We start from the raw sequence: 21,282 nt of genomic DNA, 5'->3' as shown, positions 1-21,282 counted from the left end.
TTTATTATTTTACAATAATCCTTTGCTTTTTTAATTGACTTTTCAAGAACCGTTATCTTAAACTTTACCCTATTACATTTACTCCAAAAGAAAACAAATTCTTTCGTATTGAAAACAGCATAAACAAATAGTGTATCTATTGATAAAAATGAGTAATAAAAAACTTTGTTAAATATTTTGTCTAAAAGTTATTTTTTAAGAAAAAACATTAAAATAGTTTTTTATTATTTCCATCTATAATTTTGATGAACACAGCATTAATGTATGAAAGCGCAAAGCATTCAATTTAATAAAGCCAACAACATTTTTTGATTATAAGCGCCTTGATCATCTTCAAAAGTCACCAATTTATCGTAATAAAGTGACTCTTCGCTTTGGCGCCCCATAACAATAACATTACTTTTGTAAGGTTTTAATGTCACCTCGCCCTCAACATTTTTTTGCGATAAATCCATAGCCGCCTGTAACATTTGGCGTTTAGGTAAAACCAGAAACCAATAATAAATCAATTCTACACAACGCAGCATTAATTTACCTTTCAAACGCGCTGCACCTTGATTTAATGTCAAAGATTCGATTGCCCGATACGTAGTTAAGAGAATAGTTTCCCTCTGGTATTTTATAAATACCATGCGACTTCATACCTATAAAGCGTTTTCTACTAAATCTAACCGACCAATACCATTGTTGCATCCATACTAATTCAATCAAACAAGTAGAGCTGCAGGAGATAAAACTTTTCCATTAATCGAAACAGCATCACCTTTCTTAAAACCAATAGTGATTATAGTTGCTTGATCTGGAGCAGCTTCTAGCGAAAGAGTGCGCATATGCATATATTCAGGAGCAGCACTAGCCGGATCTTCTAAAACCTTTTCTTCTAAATAAATTTGCATCTATTGAAAAAGGTGCTTCACCTTGTTTATCCTTCTCCATTGGAATTTGATGTGCCTGCGTAAACTCAATTAAATTTGTTTGACTTTTAAAACTCAATCATGTCACGGAGCAATAACTTTAATATGGAGTTAAGAGCATTAGACAAAAAGTTTAAAACGTACTTGATCATTCCCTTTTCCTGTTACTCCATAAGCAATTGCATCTGCACCTGTTTCTTTAGCAATTTCGATAAGACATTTTGAGATGAGTGAGCAAGCAATTGATGTCTCCAAAAGATAAATTTTCATAAATTGCATTTACTCGAAACATTGGAAATACAAAATCACGTACAAATTCTTCATGCAGATCTTCAATGTAGATTTCTTTAATACCAAGCATTTTGGCTTCACAACATGCAGGCTTTAATTCTTCCCCTTGCCCTAAATCAACTGTAAAAGTGACAACTTCAACACAGAGCTTACTTTTACAACCATTTGAGAATATGACGTATCTAACCTTCCTGAATAAGCTAAAACAACTTCCTTAATATCTTGATTTTTTCATTTTAAAGCTTCACATTATTTATTTTCTTTTACTTAGAACCATGCAAGCAATGAAAATAAATTCCCTTTAAGTAGTATTAAAAGGATGTAAAAAAGAACGAATAAGCGTAAATTGTAGTAATCTCTTTTTATATATAAAGGAAATTTACATGTCATTTTTTCCTGAATGGCCCATTTTTATGCAATTTGCTCTGGCATCTTTGATTTTAGCGCTTATCCCAGGACCTGATATAATGCTGTCAGTGGGACGGACTATTGTACAAAATAAAAAAGCTGGGATTATGTGTGCTTTGGGTAGTGCAACGGGTTTTGCCATTCAGGTTACTGCTGTGGCTATTGGTTTATCTGCACTTATTGTCACCTCACCGAGTGCTTTTTTTCTTCTGAAAATTGTTGGCGCTTTCTTTCTTCTATGGCTTGCTTTTCAAACATTGCGAAAAAATTCAACATTTTCTTTACAACAAACATCCCCACCAAATCATCAAAGTTTTAAACGTAATTATCTTGCAGGAGTTGGAATTAATCTTTTAAATCCCAAAGTCATCCTTTTTAATATAACTTTCTTACCTCAATTTATTGATGTTAATGATCCTATGGCCAAGCAAAAATTGTTTATTTTGGGGCTTTCTTATATTCCTATATCTTTACCTATTACAATTTTATTGGTTCTTATGGCTAACAAACTCTCCACAAGCTTAAAGGAAAATCCTTTTTATATTCACCTGCTCAATTGGCTTATTGCCACTATTTTTATTATTTTTGCTTTACGCTTACTTATCATCAAAACATACTAAATTAAATTTAGCATCCTTAAATTGTATTTTCAAAGCGCAACCGCTCAGATTTGCGTAAACGTTGTGAAGTTGATTTAAGCTGTCCACAAGCAGCTAAAATATCGCGACCACGTGGCATCCGAATAGGGGAAGCATAACCTGCTTGATTAATGATATCAGCAAAACGTTCAATTTGTTCCCAATCAGAACATTGATAATGACTCCCCGGCCATGAATTAAAAGGAATTAAATTGATCTTTGCAGGAATACCTTTAAGTAACTGCACTAATTGTTTAGCATCATCTAAACTATCATTTACGTCTTTCAGCATAACATATTCAAATGTAATTCGCTTTGCATTAGAAAGACCAGGATAATTACGACAAGCGTCCATTAACACAGCAAGTGGATATTTTTTATTAATTGGTACCAGTATATCCCGCAATGTATCATGTACAGCATGCAATGAAATTGCCAACATAACTCCAATTTCTTTTCCAGCTCGTATAATTTCAGGAACGACCCCACTTGTTGAAAGAGTAATTCGGCGTTTTGATAAAGAAAGCCCATCACCATCAGATGCAATTAATAAAGCTCTTTTGACCGCTTCAAAATTATAAAGTGGTTCACCCATACCCATCATAACAATATTGGTGATTTCGCGCCCTTTGACTGAAAGAACTGCATCATCAAATGTATTTTTCTTAGGAAAATCACCCAAACGATCACGTGCAACTAATAATTGTACCAAAATTTCTTCAGCTGTCAGATTGCGAACAAGTGTCTGCGTTCCTGTATGACAAAAAGAGCAAGTTAACGTACACCCTACCTGAGATGAAATACATAAAGTACCGCGCCCTTCTTCAGGAATATAAACTGTCTCAATTTCAACAGGCTTTCCAGCTCCACGTGCTGGGAAACGCAAGAGCCATTTACATGTACCATCGTTTGATGTTTGTTCTTCAATAATTTCCGGGCGCGTAATAGAAAAATGATCTTGAAGCATTTTACGCATTGGCTTAGCAATATTTAGCATCTCATCAAAATGTGAAACACCACGTACATAAAGCCAATGCCAAAGCTGACGCACGCGCATACGCAATTGATGTTCTGGCACACCAATCACCTTTAAAGCTTGCACCATTTCATCACGCGATAAACCAATTAAGGATAGTTTAGATCTCTCCTCTGTCACAGTATCATTTACTTTGAGCACTTGACATGTACCACCTAGTTGAAAAATCACGTAAAATAGCCAATTGACTTCTAGTTTATATAGCTATTTTAAAAATTATAAGTGCCTTAATGACATTTTTGCACCATATTTAATGCAGCCGTCACCCCTTTTAAGGAATAAGTGTAGGTAGTATGCGTTCCCCGTTTTGAGGTCGCCTTTACCACCATATCTTTACCTGAACGCATAGCAGCAACAAGCTGCTTTTCCATCTCCGATGATGCTAACCAAGCTGATGAATCTTTTGTAAAAAAGTCAAAATTTTTATTTCCAACGGTTACAGTAACTTTTGATCCTTCTTTAAGTGTATAACCAGCCATAAATTGGGGTTCGAATGTAACGGGTGAATTAGAACGTTTAGTTACCAAAAAGAAATTATCACCATGATTAACAGTTGTTGGAAGTGCGCTTAAAGGCACTGATAACATGTAGCAAACTGTATTTTCTGATGATTTATAAGAATAAGCTCCCCAAGCTTCAAACTGATTTAAACGGTTTGGCGTTTGTGCCCATGTTATCTCAGCAGCAGCTAAAATCATTATAAACGCAGCGATAAAAGTCTTTTTTAACATCTCCATTTAACTCACTTCTTTATTCTCTTTAACAATTTTTTGTTTCAATGAAGCCTAACAAAGGCTAGCTAAATATTTAGCATTATTGTTGTTAATTATTTAACAATAAAATAAGCCTCTCAATTAAAACAAGCTTTTTATTTTAGTGTAACCTTGTGGCTTTTATAAAATATGATTCTTTTTATTTAATAACCAGATAAAAAGACAATATTCTGATTTTATTTCGTCAACTTTGTTTTTGCATAAAGAACTTGTGTTTTCGCAAATAAAAAGCGTATTTCTGTTGTTTAAGATAAAAATATAAACACATACTTTGCTTCCACTGGTAATTTGATTGCAAAACAAACCAAAAAGTGAACACATTATTAGATTGTTAAATGACAAATTGTAGAATCACGCTATATACAAGTAAATTATTATACAGCTTTTTAAAAGACATATTTTCTATAGAAAGATCAAACAATCAATAGACTTTAAATCCCTTATCAATTAAAGCTCACTTTTAGATTTGTGTGTAATCATTTATGTCTTTTCCTTTTTTGCTTGTTCAAAATTAATGTTGTAAACTTATCAAACATCACACGCTTTTTAATTTTGAAACACTTACAAGAAAAACTGGCAGGGTATTAAAATTTTTTCTTCGATTGATCCTATCGTAATACATATTGCCCAACATTGCTTCTCAGGCTGCATTTAATGTTAAATGTTGGATCAATAAAGCATCAAGCGTGTGGACATCATGTGTATTGCGTAATTTGTCAATAACATCAGAATAATGTAAAATGCGCGTAATTTGTGACAAAGCTTTCAAATTATCTGTGCCAGCCTGCTCAGGCGCCAAAAGCAGGAAAACAAGATCAACAGGCTCATCATCAAAAGTTTCAAAATCAACTGGATGTTCAAGACGAGCAAAGATACAGATATTTCGATTAATATTAGGAAATTTCCCATGAGGGATCGCAATACCATTTCCCACCCCGGTTGATCCTAATTTTTCACGCTGCAAAATAACATCAAAAATTATACGCTCACTAAGACCTGTTAATTCATTAGCTTTCTCAGCTAAAATTTTCAGGACTTGTCTTTTTGAATTTGCTTTGAGCACCGGAATAATTGCTTCTGGTGCAATTAACTCACTCAAATTCATAACTTATTTCCTTTTTACACACTCGAATGTTTATTTGCAAATCCCAAAATAAATTAATTTTTAAGAGCTTTCATCGATTTATGTCAATATTTTGCATTATCTTATATACGTTTATTAACTCATAATAACCATGAATTAATCTTTCTCACATCACCATTAGCTTGATGATGAACAACATTTAGCTTGTTTTCAACAACATTGGGAAAACAAAAATTAAAATCACCTTGTCAATCAAAATTTGATTCTTGTAACTCGCTAATAATCGTCATCATCTTATTAACCTTTCAGTCGTCATAATTGATTTATAACCTTTGGAAGATTGTCCTCCCTTTCTTAATAGGTTTCATAATATCCATCATATATATATTGTGCAAAAATGGTATTTTTACTTAGAGTCTTAGTGTATGGCTTAAAACAACTAATGATAACAACAAAAACATATGAAATATATTCAACCACTTTATTAAAATATTTGTGCATTTTGTAACTGGCTTAATATTTTGTAAAAGTGTGCTAATTTTTAAATGCGCAATACAATTAGTAAAATAGTACAAATTTGATTTGAAAATCGTACTATAGCCTGCAACTTTATTATTAAAACATTCGGAAATAAAATCACCAATATATTGTTTGAATCGGTCGTGAAAAAACCTCCTGCTATCTCTATATTTTCTAGAAATGCGCAGATTCATGACAAACCCATTTATCATTCAATAATAAAACTAATTTAGCGATATCTTTTTCAAAATGCAATTAAAACAAGTCAAAAAAATCATCCATTTTTAAGGTATTCATCTAACCATATTAGCAGAAAAAATTCAATTAGATTGTAATTATAAAAAATTCAAATAAGCAGGAATTTGTGCACTAAAACAATGAATATTACTAGAATAAAACGATTCTTATAGAATGAAGAAATTAAGAAGAGAGCAAGTTTAATCATTTCACTTTTAACTTAAGGTCATTCAAATTACCAACCTCTTATTTTGGAAATAAGCTCATCATATCCCATATTAATAGAGGATTCTTAGCTGTATAATGGAAATAAAAAGCATTATTAGCATCATAAAATGTAATTGATTAAAAACGATATCTTATTCTTTACAGTTATAATCTTTTAAATTTAATTTGATCTTTTATAATACATCAAAATAATCTAAAGAGAAAATTGACTACCCAAATAAATTCTACGAACATCAGTGTTATTGATAATATCATTCGGACAGCCATCAATTAACACTTGTCCCTCATGAATAATATAAGCGCGATCAACAAGATTTAATGTCTCACGCACATTATGATCAGTTATTAAAACACCGATACCACGTTGAGTTAAATGTTGAACAAGCCGTTGGATATCAGAAATAGCAATAGGGTCAATTCCTGCAAATGGCTCATCAAGCAACATAAAATTGGGGCGTGAAGCTAAAGCACGTGCGATTTCGAGTCGTCGCCGTTCACCCCCAGACAAAGAAATAGCTGGTGTTTTGCGTAAATGATCAATTTTGAATTCACATAAAAGTGCATCCAATTCTTCACGACGTTTAAAGCGATCTTTTTCAACTACTTCCAAAACAGCTTTAATGTTATTTTCTACTGAAAGACCACGAAAAATAGATGCTTCTTGCGGTAGATATCCAATACCCAAACGCGCACGTTGATACATCGGCATATGGGTGACATTAAATCCATGAATTTCAATTGTCCCCCCATCAGTTTCAACTAAACCTGTAACCATATAAAAACAAGTAGTTTTACCAGCACCATTCGGGCCTAAAATACCTACAGCTTCACCGGTGCAGACATGAAAAGAAACATCCTTAACAACCCGCCTTCCTCGATAAACTTTAACTAAATGACGTGCAACTAAAGTCCCTTTTAAAGGTTGTTTTAAAGCTTCATTCGCAAAATTATATCTAGTCGTTCGTTTTGTTTTTTTGATTCCAAGCATAAAATCTTAACAGCTATTTTTAATTTGATTTTAAAATGATTGAAGCACGGTTCTTTTTTTCAACCGTCTGACAACCTTCAAGAAAAGCTTTTCCACTTTCCATATGTACTGTCAATTTGCACCCTGTCGCAACATTATTGTTATCTCTCAAAACAACTTTATTACCTGTCAGGATTACCTTATTTGATTGCCCATCAAAAACACCTTTATCACCGGTAGCAATCTGCGTGGCTATTTTAATATAAACCTTTCCTGATGCTTCCATTTTCTTAATACCTGTTGTATCAAAATCAACAAGCGATGTTGACTCTATGTTTTTCTTATTCTCACCAATTGCTTTATGTGCTTTATCGTAATAAACAATCAATTGTGATGTTTGCATAAATCGTTCACCCTGAACAACTGAAACATTGCCTCTAAAAACAGCAACCCCTTCTTTATCATGTATTTCTAAAGAATCTGCACGCAATTCTATAGGCTCTTTGCTATTTGATAAATTAATCCCGAAATGAGATTCTTCAGCATGTCCAAAAATCACACTCAGTCCTAATGTTCCCATGATTAAAGTCAAATATAAATTTATTTGTTTTTTATATGATGTTTTTGGATTCACCTGATTATCCCCAATTCTTCCATTTGTTTATATATAGATTTATCTTCCATAAACATCATTTAAGAGTTCGTGTTGATCTTAATTTATTGTTTGTCAATCACCAAGTGCACATCACCCTGAAAATATATTTTCAGCCCTTTCTCACGAATTTGTAAAGCATCTGCTTTAAGAGATAAGCCTGCACGTTTAATATGTACACATTGATCAGTCCTTAATTGGCCTTCAGATAAATCGATATCAGCAGCTATAAATTGTGCAACCATATTGTCCTGTGTTTTGATTATAAATGGCTTATCTAATTGCAAATGACCATTAATATGATCATAAGTCCCACTTTGTGCTTGAAGAAAAGCCACCCCTAATTTGCCTGAAGGTATCTCAGCTGTAATACCTTGTAATCCAATCACCTCAGAATGTATAGAATCTTGAAAAGCTTCTTGTGCTTTAAGCCAGTAAAGCTTTTGAGAACTTGTATAACTTTCTAATCTTGGATTGACCATTATCAATTTTACTATCTCATCATTTTCACTCTTTAAAACCACACTACCAGAGGAAGCAGACAGAGAAAAAAATATAAACCAAGAAAAAACCAGCGCTATAATTAACGCTATAAGAGGTAAAAAGATTTTTAACAAACGAACTCGATATGAATGATGATACGCTTTTTTAAAAATGTCATCAGAAAATGATTTTATTGAAAAAGCTTTACGATAATTACGTATAGACATATTTATTTTATCTTTCAAACACTCTAGTTTTTTCGACCTTTAACATCTCTCAATATGTATTTTTAAATTTTGCTTCTTGCAATCTGACTGCTCTTGGTTTTATTCTGTTTTTATTAATTTATATTACGTAACGTGCACATATAGAATGCACAGTAGGAAAATGTAATCTTTTTTGTGTGAATAGAGAGGCTATTTTGATCAAATCAGAACTCATACAAATTATTGCTCGTTATAATCCACATCTTCTACAGCGTGATGTAGAGAATATTGTAAATGCTGTTTTTGAAGAAATTTCAACAGCGCTCGTTAATGGTGACCGTATTGAACTCCGTGGTTTTGGAGCTTTCGCTGTTAAAAGCCGTTCGGCTCGTAATGGTCGTAATCCACGAACAGGTGAAACCGTTGTAGTTGAAAAAAAATGGGTTCCTTTTTTCAAAACAGGTAAAGATTTACGGGATCGATTGAATAAATGAATAAACTAATGACAACCAAACGTATTCTCTTGGCAATTATTTTAGTTCCTCTTACAATTTTTTTGATTGCTTTTACTGTAGCTAATCGTCAAATTGTTACCTTAACGCTTGATCCTTTTCGAACAAATTCTGAAAGTTTTACTTACCAAGCTCCCTTTTTTGTTTGGCTTTTTATTTTTCTTGTTCTTGGTATTTTATTGAGTAGTACGGTGCACTGGTTTATACAACGTCAATACCGTAAAGCTCTTAAAAAAAGCAAAGCAGAGCTTGAGAAATTAAAGACATCGATTGCTAAAAATCTTAATATAACAACACCTTAATGAATTTTACTCTTACTGTGTTTGATAATGAAATTTTAAAAGTATTTTTGCTTTTTTATAATGTTTAATTAATTTCAGACTTTCACATTATACTAGAAATTCAATAGTTTTTCATCAATAAACCTTCTTGCAAAGCAAATATTATGGCACCAAATATGTCTGCAAAATGCTTTCAATCACATTTTAATGGTGTGTACCCGCAAGAAAAAATACCTCTTATTTTAGAAACAAGTACCAGTGCAGACTATGCCTTGATTGATTCTGGTAATGGACGAAAATTAGAACGCTACGGCTCTTACCGTATTATCCGTCCAGAAGGTCAAGCGTTATGGAAACCCGCTTTACCACAAGAAAATTGGATTGATGTTGATGCTATTTTCAAAGGCAATCGAGATGAAGAAGGTATTGGTCGTTGGCATTTTCCAAAAAAACAACTTAATGAAACATGGCCACTTTTTTGGAATGGTTTGCCTTTTTGGGGGCGTTTTACTTCTTTTCGTCATGTCGGTGTTTTTCCCGAACAGGATGCTCATTGGCGTTTGATGGAAGAACAAATTATTAAAGCCAAACGCCCTATTAAATTGCTAAATCTTTTTGGTTACACAGGTATTGCTTCTTTGATTGGTGCGCGTGCAGGTGCAGCTGTCACCCATGTTGATGCTTCTAAAAAAGCTATCATTTGGGCAAAAGCTAATCAGGAAAAAGCGGGATTATTAGATCACTCTATTCGTTGGATCTGTGACGATGCTGTAAAATTTGTTGAGCGCGAATTGCGTCGTCAAAAAACCTACGATATCATTCTTCTTGACCCTCCTGCCTATGGGCGTGGGCCTCATGGTGAAGTTTGGCAATTATTTGATCATTTACCAGCAATGATTAAAAATTGTCGCAACCTTTTATCTGACAGACCATTATCCATCGTGCTTACAGCTTATACTATTCGTTCTTCCTTTTACGCACTTCATACTTTAATGCGTGACGAATTTATAAATCTTGGTGGTACAATTGAATCAGGAGAATTGATTTTGCGTGAAGAAATTGCTGGACGTGCTCTTTCTACTTCTCTTTTTAGCCGTTGGATTGCTTGAATATGTATACACAAAAAACAGGTCAAGTTAAAGAAATCTCTTCTCTTAGCAACCCTATCATTAAAAACCTTAAAGCACTCAACCAAAAGAAGAACCGTAATCGAGATAGAGTCTTCATGGCTGAAGGGCTTAAACTAGTGATTGATGCTTTAAACCTTGGTTGGACAATCCAAACACTTATTTTATCCAAAAATAAAATTGGTAACACTATCATTGAAAATATTGCCGCACGTACTGTAGCTTGTGGTGGTTTTGTCATTAAAGCTTCACAAAAAGTTATGGAATCTATTACCCGGCGTCATAATCCGCAAACAGTTGTTGGCATTTTTAAACAACAATGGCACCCTATTGAAATGATAAAAGGACTAAATCAAGATGTCTATATTGCGCTTGATCGTGTACGTGATCCCGGAAATCTTGGTACCATTATCCGCACTGCAGATGCAGTTGGAGCAAAAGGGATTATGCTGATCGGTGAAACAACAGATCCTTTTTCACCCGAAACAGTACGTGCAACAATGGGATCAATTTTTTCTATACCACTTTATCATTGTAGTGAAAGTGCTTTTTTGAATTGGTCCACACACTTTAAAGGTATCATTATTGGGACACATCTTAAAACGTCTGTTGATTATCGCAGCGTTGATTTAAAAAAAGGCCCTATTATACTTTTAATGGGAAATGAACAACAAGGTCTACCAGATGTTCTTGCTGATCGCTGTGATCAACTGGTGCGTATTCCACAAAATGGACGTGCTGATTCACTTAATTTGGCCATAGCTACAGCTATTATGCTTTATGAAATCCGTCGCCCTTATTTAACACTTGAACCGTGTGAGGTGAAAAGATGACACGCAAATTATCCTGTCTTCTTTCTGGTTTGGTTATTACAGTTTTTCTTGATCAAGCAATAAAATTTTGGGTTATACAGACCATACCTTTAGAAACAAAAATTCCGCTTCTTTCTTTTATTTCGCTTTACCATGTACGCAATTCTGGTATTGCATTTTCGTTTTTTTCTTCTTTTTCCCATTGGGGACTCATTGCTTTTACACTCATCATTATTGTGTTTCTTTTATGGTTTTGGAAAAATGCTGAACACAATAAAATTTTAACACATTTTGGTATTGTCTTAATCCTTGGTGGAGCAATTGGAAATCTTATTGATCGCATTCGTTTTCACTATGTTACTGATTATATATCATTCCACATTGATGGCATCTTTTCTTTTGCTATCTTCAATCTTGCTGATACTTTTATAACACTTGGATCCATCGCTATATTAATTGATGAATTTCGTATTTTGTTTGGAAAAAAACGTTATTTCAATGATAACACTTCCACAAAATAATATATTATTTCACTATTTATGAAGCTATTGATACTGTGAATATAACCATGTTTTTATTCTCTAATGAGTTATAACCCACAACGTTATTCACATTCTATCTGCTACTGTTTTTTTTACAGAACTTATTAAAATTGTCATCTTAATTTACAAATAAAAAAAATTCGGTGTTTATCCTTTAGTTACAATACCATTAAAGTTTTTTCCACCTTCGTGCAATATTCTTTAATGTATAAATCATGTATCACAAAGCAGCATCGCCAAAAAACTAACACCGAATTTAATTATCGGCTTTAAAGCTAATAGCAAAAAATGTTTTTACGTTAAATTCTGATATCGTAGTGGGCTATTTTTAGCGCGTTTTATTGGCATTAAGTGAGCGGTATAATATCAAAGATATTAACAAAGCAGATTTTGTTATTGTTATTATCTAATTTGTTTTTATAAAATTGATAATGTAAAATAGTGTCTCTTTTGACTGCTGAAGTACTAAAAAATAAAATTGGGCCTGGTAGTACTTTGATTATGAATTATTGTTAATCACCCAAAACAGAAAAATTTTTAGTGTTTATAAAAAAACAAAGTCCTTAACTAAATCTTTGATATTGTGTGCGATTAATAAATATCACTGAAATAGCTAATTCTTTTTAGGTCTATTCAAACAAAATTATTTATTTTAACCGCCGATAAATAGATTAGTTAACCTTGTAAAAAATATTATTGAAAAAATTAAATATTTCTAGTTAAAATGCGCTTCTTCATTACAAATTTGTAAGTTTTCCTCTCAATAAAAGTCTCTTGTAATTTTTAAATAAATCTCCATAATAGGAAGAGAAGGTATGCTAGAATTTACCAGCGGCGTTTAGGGTTGTTTATATAAGCTTAATAATGTTTTATATAAGCGTTATTAAAAAGAATTTATACCTTTTTAATCCTAACTCGTGACGGAACATATGCTAAAGGACTTTTTATTATGGCTGATTTCAAAAATTTACGTTCGGCGTCTGTTTCTCATGCCGATGCTTCAATCGATCAAGGATTGCGCAGCTATATGCTGGGCGTCTATAACACAATGGCCATTGGTTTACTTATTACAGCTTCTGCTGCTTATATAATTGCATCATTGGCCACAACAGCAGATATAAATCAAGCAGCTGCACAAATTAACGGTAGCGTTTACTTAACATCATTTGGAGTGACATTTTATACGTCACCTTTATCTTATGTTATTATGTTTTCGCCACTTGTTGCTGTGTTGTTTCTCAGTTTTAAAATCAATACGCTTAGTACCAATGCTGCTCGTGGTCTCTTTTTTGGTTATGCAGCGCTTGTTGGGCTTTCATTATCATCAATTATCTTACGTTACACACCTGAAAGTATTGTGCAAACTTTCGTCATAACTTCAGCAGCTTTTGGTTCTCTTTCGCTTTACGGCTATACTACAAAACGTGATCTTACAGCGATGGGGTCATTCTTGTTTATGGGGTTGATTGGTCTGCTACTTGCTATGGTCGTTAATATTTTCTTGGGATCGAGTGCCTTGCAATTTGCTATTTCAGTAATTGGTGTTCTTGTTTTTGCTGGCTTAACAGCTTATAATACACAAACTATCAAATTAATGTATTACGAAGGTGATGCAGATGACACTCGTGGTCGTAAAATTATTATGGGTGCGTTAAATCTTTATCTTGATTTTATTAATATGTTTGTTTTCTTGTTACAATTCTTGGGTTCGAACCGTAATTAATTATACAGTTATTGTTTTATTAAAAAGCCTTGTTTCATTCAAGAAACAAGGCTTTTTAGTTTTTAATACAAGCTCGTATTCTCTAATTTTTTAGCATTATATTTTGCGATACCGAACAATCAACTCAAATATAAAATGATAAAGAAGCCTCATAAACCAAAATTTCGCTGGCCTACCACATTCATCCAGCAAAAGCTTCATAAACCTCTCTTAAATGTTATCCGTAATTATTCTGGCCACCAACCAAATACTTTTCATTGTGATAAAGATTATGATCTTGTTGTTGCTTCTTATAATGTTCATAAATGCGTAGGTGTTGATAAAATTTTTAACCCTACTCGTATTGTGCGTGTTATTGCAGAATTACAAGCTGATATTCTCGCACTCCAAGAAGCAGACAAACGCTTTGGTGAACGCGTTGGCTTGATTGATCTCAAATTATTAAAAGCTGAAACAAATTTGATTCCTGTGCCTTTAAATACCATGTCACCCAATGGCCATGGTTGGCATGGTAATGCTCTTTTTGTGCGTCAAGGACGGGTGCATGATATCTTACAAATTTCCTTGCCTGGTATTGAACCACGAGGTGCTATAATGGCAGAATTAGAAATGGAGACAGGTTTTATTCGTATCATAGCAGCTCATTTTGGCTTGTTACGCCATTCTCGTAATCAGCAAGTAAAAATGCTTCTTACACTTTTGCAAAAACGTTCCTTTATGCCCACACTACTCATTGGTGATTTTAATGAATGGCGGGTAGGGAAAAAATCGTCATTAAATCATTTTTTTCCTTATTTTGATATTACACTAGGAACTGTGCCAAGTTTTCCTTCTCGCTTTCCTTTTTTAGCTCTTGATAGAATTTTTGCTTTTCCTCCTCATTTAGTAACAAAAGTTGAAAGTCATTATTCACCATTAGCGCGTGTTGCATCAGATCACTTACCAATTAAAGCTCATCTTAATCTTGCCAATGTAATGGCCACATTTAATGATAAAATAAGTGAAAAAAATTAATGTGCCTCATTCCAGTTTTGAGCAGTCATAACTTTTACTTTGAGAGGGACAGACAGGGATAATGCTGGCATTGTAGCATTTTCCATTACCTTTTTAACAAGAATTTTTGTTTTTTCACTTTCAGTTTCTGGTACTTCAAAAATCAGTTCGTCGTGAACCTGAAGTAGCATTTTTGCTGATAGTTCTTCTTTTTTCAAAGCATCTTCCATTTGGATCATAGCACGGCGGATGATATCTGCAGCTGATCCTTGAATTGGTGCGTTAATAGCAGCTCTTTCATTGAAAGCGCGGATTTGTGAATTTGTTGCTTTTATTTCAGGGTAATGAATACGACGTCCAAAAATTGTTTCTACATAACCATGTTGGCACGCAAATGATTTAGTGGTTTCCATATAATCCTTAATTCCTGGAAACCTTTTAAAATAAATATCAATATAGCGACTTGCCTCGTTTCGTGAAATATTTAATTGGTTTGCCAATCCAAAAGCTGAAATACCGTAAATAATACCAAAATTAATCGCCTTTGCACGTCGGCGTATATCTGAAGGCATCTCTTCCACAGGAATTTCAAATATTTGCGATGCAGTTATAGCGTGAATATCTTTATCTTGTGCAAACGCTTCTTTCAATGCAGTTATATTAGCAATATGTGCAAGAACACGTAATTCAATTTGACTATAATCAGCTGATAATAGCACACACCCTTTTGGAGCAATAAAGGCTGTTCGAATTTTACGCCCTTCTACTGTTCGTATTGGAATATTTTGCAGATTGGGTTCTGATGAAGATAACCGCCCAGTTGATGTTGTTGCTAAAGAATAATGAGTGTGAACACGCCCTGTTTCGGGCAAGATGTAATAAGGTAAAGCATCTGTATAAGTGGATTTTAATTTTGTAAGTTGACGCCAATCAACAATTTTGCGCGGTAAAACATGACCTTCAGCAGCTAATTCTTCCAAAATTTGTGCAGAGGTTGACCACTGACCATTTTTAGTCTTAACACCTCCTGGTAAATTCATTTTGTCAAAAAGAATATTGCTTAATTGTTTTGGTGAGGCTATATTAAATTGTTCACCAGCTAGCTGGTAAATTTCTTCTTCTAGAGAAAAAGCTGCTTGTGCTAACTCATATGAAAGACGCGAAAGAATTTGCTTATCAACAAGAATCCCTCGTTCTTCCATTCTTGCAAGAACTTCTATTAGTGGTCGATCAAGACGTTCATAAATTCTCGTTACTCCTTGTGCAACAAGTTGCTGCTTTAAAACTTGCCATAACCTTAACGTTATATCAGCACCTTCTGCCGCATAAAGGGTTGCCTGTTTTAAATTTACTTGTGCAAAAGAAGTAATTTTTTTTTCGTTATGTGTTAAATCTTTGTAAGTAATTGGTTTATGCTTAAGCCATCGTTCAGATAAAATATTTCTCTCATGAGTCAAAGTTCCAGAATCCAAAGCATACGATATAAGCATTATGTCATCAAAAGGCTGTATCACAATGCCGTATTGTTTCATAACCAGCCAATTATATTTCATATTATGGCCAATTTTTAACACAGCTTGATCTTCCAATATTGGTTTTAAAAGTGCTAAAACCTTCTGTGTCTCAATTTGTGCAACTATACGTCCACCCCCTAAAAGATCGTGTCCTCCTTCAGTATGTTCTAGTGGTATATAGGCTGCTTTTTCTGGCTTTAGCGCTAACGAAAAACCAATAATTTTTGCTTGTATAGGGGGTAGTGAGGTCGTTTCAACATTAAAAGCAAAATAACCTTGCTCTTGTGCCTGCGATAACCATTCTTTTAAGGTTTCTTCATCAAGGATGATTTTATAAGAATCTCCTATATTTTTTTGCACGAGAGTCTGATCTTTACGCTTTTGTGCCAAAATCTGTGGTGAATTCTTATAAAAACCACGGGTTAGTGATGGACTAGCTTTCTCATTATCCAAATCAGGTCTATAAATAGTTTGTGTCCATTTAACATCTATATCAAGCGCATCAATAACCTCTGCATCACATTCTGTTGCTTCTGCTACACGACGCGTTAACGCTGTAAATTCCATAGCTTTTAAAAAAGCGATTAAACGCGGTCCATCTTGTGGTTCTAAAATGAAACCATCTAAATTACTGTCTATTGGTACATCTGTTTTAAGCTTTACCAATTGGCGAGAAATTTTTGTTTGCTCTCTATAAGCTTGAATATTTTCACGCCGCTTTGCTTGCTTAATTTCTGCTGCGTGTTGCAACAAAAGATCAAGAGTACCAAACTGATTTAATAATTGTGCTGCAATCTTTGGACCAATACCAGGAACACCTGGAATATTATCTGTAGGATCTCCAACTAAAGCTTGCAAATCAACCATTTTTTCAGGTGTTACACCCCATTTTTCTATGACTTCACAAACACCGATATGCTTATCTTTCATTCCATCATATAAAGACACATGCGTATTTACCAATTGCATTAAATCTTTGTCTGAAGAAATAATTGTTGTTTTTGCTCCCGCTTGAGTTGCCAGCTGTGCATAGGTTGCAATTAAATCATCTGCTTCAAATCCCTCTTTTTCGATGCAAGGCAAATTAAAAGCTTTTGTTGCTTGTCGTATCAGAGAAAATTGAGGAACAAGATCTTCAGGAGGAGCTAAACGATTGGCTTTATATTGAGGATAAATCTCTTTACGAAACGTATCAGATGAATAATCAAAAATAACAGCAAAATGAGTTGGCACAATACCAACAGCCGTATTGCGAGCATCACAGAGTAATTTCCACAACATGTTGCAAAAACCGGCTACGGCGCCTACAGGAAGTCCATCCTTTTTACGTTTTAAGGGTGGTAAAGCGTGATAAGCACGAAAAATGTAACCCGATCCATCAACTAAAAATAAGTGATCTTTTTTTTCCATGGCAATTTCATTTCTTTATTTTAGTGCAAAACAAATTTATTCTTATATTTTTTTTGATCTCATTTCAAAATTTATAGAGTTGCCTCTGAAAAGCCATTTTTTTGTTTTTATAAGATATAAAGCCGTTACGTTTTATAGTGAGTACCAAGAGCTTTTCTTTGTTATTATAGGATATGATAGCTTTCATTTTACTCCTTCTATGATAGCTGAGGTACAACGTAGTGGTGAGGTCGTTGTGGTGTTCCCCTCCCCACAACGACCGTATTTTTAAAAGTTGCGTTGTCTGTTTTTGATTTTTAATAAAAAGCTCGAGATTCTTATTAAGAAATTTTAAAATTATTCCATAAAGCTTTATCGCCTATTTTTTTAATTAAACTAGCATGCATTTCTTTTTCTTGTGCGCTTAACCTTGAAGGTAAAGTGTAAGGGCGAGCCTTAATTGTATGAGAAATTCTCTTGCCATCTTGAGTATTTTCATCAAGGTTAACACTGTTATCAAAACTAAGTACACCTTGTTTTCCACCAATTAACTCAATATAAACATCGGCAAGAATTTCTGCATCAAGTAGAGCACCGTGAAGAACGCGATTACTATTATCAATTCCAAAACGTTTACACAAAACATCAAGAGAATTAGGCCCCATAGGGAATTTTTGTCGTGCTATAGCTAATGTATCAATGACATTATCAACACTGATAAGTGGTTTATTGATTCGCCCTAATTCTGCATTAAGAAAGCTTATGTCGAAACTTGCGTTATGGGCAACTATTGTTGCACCATTGATAAATTCTAAAAACTCATCAGCAATATCTTCGAATTTCTTCTCATTTTTTAAACGTTCATTGGTCAAACCATGAATTGCTACAACCTCTTCAGGGATAATAACTCCTTGTGGATTTAAATAAACATGGAATTGACGTCCTGTAAGATAACGATCAATCATCTCTACACAACCGATTTCAATAATACGGTCGCTGTCTTTATCTAAACCTGTTGTTTCGGTATCAAAAATAATTTCACGCATTTTTTAATTCTTTAAAGATACATCCCTTAGTAAACTTTTTATTATATGAAACACTTGTTGGCGTGTATTATTTAAACTTTTCCCCGTATCAATGATAAAATTTGCACGTTCTTGCTTTTTTTTATCAGACATTTGTTTAGCATTAATTGCTGCAAATTTTTCTTCACTCATATTTGGACGATTCATTGCACGGCTTTTTTGTATTGCTAATGGCGCAGATACAACAATTATACTATCTACTCGATTTTCACTATTTGTTTCAAAAAGAAGTGGAATATCAAGAACTATTAGTTTTTTTCCCTGTTTACGTGCTTTATTGACAAATTCTTCTTCTTTTTTCCAAACTAAAGGATAGATTATTTTTTCTAAAATTTGCAGCTTTTCGTGATTATTTATCAAAATTTTAGAGAGTTTTAAACGATTAACTTGACCATTTTCAACAACATCTGGAAAACTTCGTGCAATAAGCGACAAAGCCGGCTCACTACGGTAAAGCTGGTGTACTATTTTATCAGCATCAAAAACAGGAATACCTGCTTGTTTGAAAAAACGAGCAACTGTTGACTTTCCCATTGCAATTGATCCGGTCAATCCTACAATTTTCATGTTTTATCTTCACTCATATCCTCTATAATTGCTGTTCGTAATGCTTTTGTTACAAGCGGCTTTGTTCCAAACCACCGCTCAAAACCAGGTACGGCTTGATGTAAAAGCATACCAAGCCCATCGATTGTTTTTAAACCGTGCGCTTTTGCTTGTTGTAAAAAAGGAGTCGTCAATGGATTATAGACAACGTCTGCTACCAATGCTGTTGGTTTAACTTTATGAAAATCAAAAAAAAAGTATCGTTTTGTTTGTTGTAAAGATTTGTCATACCCACAGAAGTTGCATTAACAATGAAATCAACTTGATAAAGTATTTTATCAACATTTTGCCAATCATAGACCTCAACAGATTTTCCAAAATACTCAGCTAAATCATCTGCACGTCGTCTTGTACGGTTAAGCAAAAAAATACGTTCAAATCCACGTTTTTTCAAGATATATAAAATAGCGCGGGCAGTACCTCCTGCACCAAAAACAAGCGCTGTTTGTTTAACCCAATCGGGAGCAATTTCATCAAGATTAGCACTAAAACCGTATGCATCAGTGTTTGTAGCACAAAGCTTTTGTCTTTCAAACCATAATGTATTAACAGCACCAATGACTGTTGCTACTTCATCTTTATAAGTTGCTAAACGAAAAGCTTCTTGTTTATGAGGTAAAGTAACATTACCTCCACAAAAACCTCTTTTTTGTGAAGACATAAGAAAATTACTAAATTCTTTGGTTGTTACTTCTTTTGCAAGATATTCACCTTGTAAATCATATTGTTTGAGCCAAAAATTGTGAATCTTTGGTGATTTTGAATGATGAACAGGATAACCAGCAATAAAAGCACACGGATACTCTTTTTTTTCACAATTTATTGTTAAATTAACCATCAATAATTCCCAAATGACGTAGTTTAGATAACAACGGTAACAATGGTAAACCAATAATAGTAAAAAAATCCCCCTCAATTTTTTCAAAAAGGTGGATTCCTTCTTTCTCGATTTGATATACTCCCACACTTTTTAAAACATCTTCTCCTACACGCGCTAGATAGCGTTCAATAAACTCTGATGAGAGAGAACGTACTGTCATATGAGCACTAAAAGCTTCAACCCAAATTTCTTGACCATTTTGAACTAAAGCTATTGCACTATGAAGAGAATGTGTCTTTCCTGATAAAGTACATAATCGTTGATATGCTTCTTTAACATCTGTAACTTTATGAAAAATCTGACCTTCTAAATCAAGTACTTGATCACAACCAATAACTAATGCATGAGGAAAACGTTTAGAAACATTTTTTGCTTTTGCACTTGCAAGAAAACAACTCATTTCTTTGGGAGTTTTAGTTTTTATTTTCTCTTCTACTTTTCGTTCATCAAAGGAAGCTCCTTCAATGGAAAATTTTAAACCGGCTTTGTTTAATAAGTGTGCGCGATAAGAACTAAGGGATGCTAATATTAACATATTTTTGATTACAAAATTTCTCTCATTTTTTTTCACGAAATTGTGATAAAAGTCTAAATACTTCTGCCGCGGTTTCTTCAATAGAACGTCTTGTTACATCAATAATAGGCCAATTAAAACGTTCATAAATGCGTTTTGCATGAACTAACTCTCTAGCTATGCTTGTACGATCAGTATAATTTTCAATAGTAAAACCTTCCCCCAAATCTCGATTTTGGCGAATATGTGAAATTCTCTCAGCTGAAGCAATTAAACCAACAATTAAAACATCTTTTTTCTCTAAAAGAGTTTGTGGTAAGTCAATTCCTGGAATAAGAGGCACATTAGCCGTTTTTATTCCACGATTTGCTAAATAGATGCTCGTTGGTGTTTTGGAAGTTCTTGAAATTCCTACAAGAATCACATCTGCATTTAATATACTATCAGGAGATTGTCCATCGTCGTGTTCTATTGTAAAATTCAATGCCTCAATACGACGAAAATAATCTGCATTAAGACTATGTTGTGCACTAGCACGTAAATTTGTTGGTGTTCCGAGATAAGACTGAAAAACATTCAAAACAGGATCTAGAATAGCAACACAAGGAATACCTATTTTTGCACACATTTTACTGAGAAGTTGTTCAATTTCTTTATCAATAATTGTGTAAAGAACAATACCCGGCTTTGTTTGAATCTCATCAAGAATTTTTTGCAACTGTGCTTTATTACGAATCATCGGATAAAGATGTTCTACTGCCTGATACATCGTGTATTGCGACGCTACAGCCCTTGCAGCAGAAATTAATGTTTCTCCTGTTGCATCAGAAATCATATACAAATGAAAGCTCTTTTTTTCTTTTTGCAT

Annotated in this window: 18 protein-coding genes and 4 pseudogenes; 8 read left to right on the top strand and 14 right to left on the bottom strand. The window is 33.7% G+C overall.

Annotated elements, in window-relative coordinates; translation table 11 throughout:
* Positions 1-281 precede the first annotated feature (281 nt).
* Positions 282-830: pseudogene (locus tag BBBE_RS07480) on the bottom strand (adenine nucleotide alpha hydrolase family protein).
* Positions 831-1,034: 204 nt separating this feature from the next.
* Positions 1,035-1,380, bottom strand: a pseudogene (locus BBBE_RS07475) (argininosuccinate synthase domain-containing protein).
* Positions 1,381-1,588: 208 nt separating this feature from the next.
* On the opposite strand from BBBE_RS07475, the gene BBBE_RS00105 reads away from it, so the two are divergent.
* Entirely contained in the window at positions 1,589-2,233 is a 645-nt protein-coding gene (locus tag BBBE_RS00105) for a LysE family translocator (protein ID WP_010700596.1), read from the top strand.
* 16 nt (positions 2,234-2,249) lie between these two features.
* Here BBBE_RS00105 and rlmN read toward each other — a convergent pair.
* The 6 genes and pseudogenes from rlmN to lptC all read right to left on the bottom strand — a co-directional run.
* A pseudogene (gene rlmN, locus BBBE_RS00100) lies at positions 2,250-3,401 on the bottom strand (dual-specificity RNA methyltransferase RlmN); the annotation flags it as partial.
* Positions 3,402-3,514: 113 nt separating this feature from the next.
* On the bottom strand, positions 3,515-4,018 hold the full coding sequence (locus BBBE_RS00095; RefSeq protein WP_010700594.1) for an invasion associated locus B family protein: 504 nt from the start codon (positions 4,016-4,018) through the stop codon (positions 3,515-3,517).
* Between the two features lie 682 nt (positions 4,019-4,700).
* Positions 4,701-5,165, bottom strand: a complete 465-nt coding sequence (ptsN, locus tag BBBE_RS00090; protein ID WP_010700593.1) for a PTS IIA-like nitrogen regulatory protein PtsN — start codon at positions 5,163-5,165, stop codon at positions 4,701-4,703.
* 1,156 nt (positions 5,166-6,321) lie between these two features.
* Positions 6,322-7,116 carry an LPS export ABC transporter ATP-binding protein gene (lptB, locus tag BBBE_RS00085; protein ID WP_010700592.1) on the bottom strand — a complete coding sequence of 265 codons (795 nt, stop codon included), beginning with the start codon at positions 7,114-7,116 and terminating at the stop codon, positions 6,322-6,324.
* Positions 7,117-7,135: 19 nt separating this feature from the next.
* Positions 7,136-7,729 carry an LptA/OstA family protein gene (locus BBBE_RS00080; RefSeq protein WP_010700591.1) on the bottom strand — a complete coding sequence of 198 codons (594 nt, stop codon included), beginning with the start codon at positions 7,727-7,729 and terminating at the stop codon, positions 7,136-7,138.
* Between the two features lie 83 nt (positions 7,730-7,812).
* On the bottom strand, positions 7,813-8,457 hold the full coding sequence (gene lptC, locus BBBE_RS00075; RefSeq protein WP_010700590.1) for an LPS export ABC transporter periplasmic protein LptC: 645 nt from the start codon (positions 8,455-8,457) through the stop codon (positions 7,813-7,815).
* Between the two features lie 194 nt (positions 8,458-8,651).
* Between lptC and ihfB the strand changes: the two genes are divergently transcribed.
* The 7 genes from ihfB to BBBE_RS00040 all read left to right on the top strand — a co-directional run bounded on the left by ihfB (position 8,652) and on the right by BBBE_RS00040 (position 14,447).
* A complete protein-coding gene (ihfB, locus tag BBBE_RS00070; protein WP_010700589.1) occupies positions 8,652-8,930 on the top strand; it encodes an integration host factor subunit beta in 279 nt (92 codons plus the stop codon).
* Between the two features lie 8 nt (positions 8,931-8,938).
* Positions 8,939-9,250, top strand: a complete 312-nt coding sequence (locus BBBE_RS00065) for a LapA family protein (protein WP_035464576.1) — start codon at positions 8,939-8,941, stop codon at positions 9,248-9,250.
* A 155-nt stretch (positions 9,251-9,405) separates the two neighbouring features.
* Positions 9,406-10,338: a class I SAM-dependent rRNA methyltransferase gene (locus BBBE_RS00060; protein ID WP_035464574.1), complete on the top strand. Its 933-nt coding sequence runs from the start codon at positions 9,406-9,408 to the stop codon at positions 10,336-10,338.
* A gap of 2 nt (positions 10,339-10,340) precedes the next feature.
* On the top strand, positions 10,341-11,189 hold the full coding sequence (locus BBBE_RS00055; RefSeq protein WP_010700586.1) for a TrmH family RNA methyltransferase: 849 nt from the start codon (positions 10,341-10,343) through the stop codon (positions 11,187-11,189).
* Positions 11,186-11,689 (top strand): signal peptidase II, encoded by a 504-nt coding sequence (lspA, locus tag BBBE_RS00050; protein ID WP_010700585.1) that lies wholly within the window; start codon positions 11,186-11,188, stop codon positions 11,687-11,689. The genes BBBE_RS00055 and lspA overlap by 4 nt, the downstream gene beginning before the upstream one ends.
* A gap of 970 nt (positions 11,690-12,659) precedes the next feature.
* On the top strand, positions 12,660-13,433 hold the full coding sequence (locus tag BBBE_RS00045; protein ID WP_010700584.1) for a Bax inhibitor-1/YccA family protein: 774 nt from the start codon (positions 12,660-12,662) through the stop codon (positions 13,431-13,433).
* 135 nt (positions 13,434-13,568) lie between these two features.
* Positions 13,569-14,447, top strand: coding sequence for an endonuclease/exonuclease/phosphatase family protein (locus tag BBBE_RS00040; RefSeq protein WP_010700583.1), 879 nt, complete (start codon positions 13,569-13,571; stop codon positions 14,445-14,447).
* Here BBBE_RS00040 and polA read toward each other — a convergent pair.
* From polA to BBBE_RS00005, 6 genes and pseudogenes are all read right to left on the bottom strand, one after another.
* Positions 14,444-17,350 carry a DNA polymerase I gene (gene polA / locus BBBE_RS00035; protein ID WP_010700582.1) on the bottom strand — a complete coding sequence of 969 codons (2,907 nt, stop codon included), beginning with the start codon at positions 17,348-17,350 and terminating at the stop codon, positions 14,444-14,446. The genes BBBE_RS00040 and polA overlap by 4 nt on opposite strands.
* A gap of 320 nt (positions 17,351-17,670) precedes the next feature.
* A complete protein-coding gene (gene dnaQ, locus BBBE_RS00025) occupies positions 17,671-18,375 on the bottom strand; it encodes a DNA polymerase III subunit epsilon (protein WP_010700581.1) in 705 nt (234 codons plus the stop codon).
* 3 nt (positions 18,376-18,378) lie between these two features.
* Positions 18,379-18,981: a dephospho-CoA kinase gene (coaE, locus tag BBBE_RS00020; protein ID WP_010700580.1), complete on the bottom strand. Its 603-nt coding sequence runs from the start codon at positions 18,979-18,981 to the stop codon at positions 18,379-18,381.
* Positions 18,978-19,858, bottom strand: a pseudogene (locus BBBE_RS00015) (shikimate dehydrogenase). The gene coaE and the pseudogene BBBE_RS00015 overlap by 4 nt, the downstream one beginning before the upstream one ends.
* On the bottom strand, positions 19,851-20,435 hold the full coding sequence (locus BBBE_RS00010; RefSeq protein WP_010700578.1) for a Maf family nucleotide pyrophosphatase: 585 nt from the start codon (positions 20,433-20,435) through the stop codon (positions 19,851-19,853). The pseudogene BBBE_RS00015 and the gene BBBE_RS00010 overlap by 8 nt, the downstream one beginning before the upstream one ends.
* 22 nt (positions 20,436-20,457) lie before the next feature.
* Entirely contained in the window at positions 20,458-21,282 is an 825-nt protein-coding gene (locus BBBE_RS00005) for a pyruvate, water dikinase regulatory protein (RefSeq protein ID WP_010700577.1), read from the bottom strand.

The sequence above is a fragment of the Bartonella bovis 91-4 genome (assembly GCF_000384965.1).
In the GTDB taxonomy this organism is placed as follows: Bacteria; Pseudomonadota; Alphaproteobacteria; order Rhizobiales; family Rhizobiaceae; genus Bartonella; species Bartonella bovis.
This window is presented reverse-complemented; position numbering and strand designations above follow the sequence as displayed.

What these genes read in the sequence shown, in the direction of transcription:
- BBBE_RS00105 (WP_010700596.1), top strand. Translation starts at nt 1,589, where the DNA reads ATGTCATTTTTTCCTGAATGGCCCATTTTTATGCAATTTGCTCTGGCA.
- BBBE_RS00095 (WP_010700594.1), bottom strand. Translation starts at nt 4,018, where the DNA reads ATGTTAAAAAAGACTTTTATCGCTGCGTTTATAATGATTTTAGCTGCT.
- ptsN (WP_010700593.1), bottom strand. Translation starts at nt 5,165, where the DNA reads ATGAATTTGAGTGAGTTAATTGCACCAGAAGCAATTATTCCGGTGCTC.
- lptB (WP_010700592.1), bottom strand. Translation starts at nt 7,116, where the DNA reads ATGCTTGGAATCAAAAAAACAAAACGAACGACTAGATATAATTTTGCG.
- lptC (WP_010700590.1), bottom strand. Translation starts at nt 8,457, where the DNA reads ATGTCTATACGTAATTATCGTAAAGCTTTTTCAATAAAATCATTTTCT.
- BBBE_RS00065 (WP_035464576.1), top strand. Translation starts at nt 8,939, where the DNA reads ATGACAACCAAACGTATTCTCTTGGCAATTATTTTAGTTCCTCTTACA.
- BBBE_RS00060 (WP_035464574.1), top strand. Translation starts at nt 9,406, where the DNA reads ATGTCTGCAAAATGCTTTCAATCACATTTTAATGGTGTGTACCCGCAA.
- BBBE_RS00055 (WP_010700586.1), top strand. Translation starts at nt 10,341, where the DNA reads ATGTATACACAAAAAACAGGTCAAGTTAAAGAAATCTCTTCTCTTAGC.
- lspA (WP_010700585.1), top strand. Translation starts at nt 11,186, where the DNA reads ATGACACGCAAATTATCCTGTCTTCTTTCTGGTTTGGTTATTACAGTT.
- BBBE_RS00045 (WP_010700584.1), top strand. Translation starts at nt 12,660, where the DNA reads ATGGCTGATTTCAAAAATTTACGTTCGGCGTCTGTTTCTCATGCCGAT.
- BBBE_RS00040 (WP_010700583.1), top strand. Translation starts at nt 13,569, where the DNA reads ATGATAAAGAAGCCTCATAAACCAAAATTTCGCTGGCCTACCACATTC.
- polA (WP_010700582.1), bottom strand. Translation starts at nt 17,350, where the DNA reads ATGGAAAAAAAAGATCACTTATTTTTAGTTGATGGATCGGGTTACATT.
- dnaQ (WP_010700581.1), bottom strand. Translation starts at nt 18,375, where the DNA reads ATGCGTGAAATTATTTTTGATACCGAAACAACAGGTTTAGATAAAGAC.
- coaE (WP_010700580.1), bottom strand. Translation starts at nt 18,981, where the DNA reads ATGAAAATTGTAGGATTGACCGGATCAATTGCAATGGGAAAGTCAACA.
- BBBE_RS00010 (WP_010700578.1), bottom strand. Translation starts at nt 20,435, where the DNA reads ATGTTAATATTAGCATCCCTTAGTTCTTATCGCGCACACTTATTAAAC.
- BBBE_RS00005 (WP_010700577.1), bottom strand. Translation starts at nt 21,282, where the DNA reads ATGCAAAAAGAAAAAAAGAGCTTTCATTTGTATATGATTTCTGATGCA.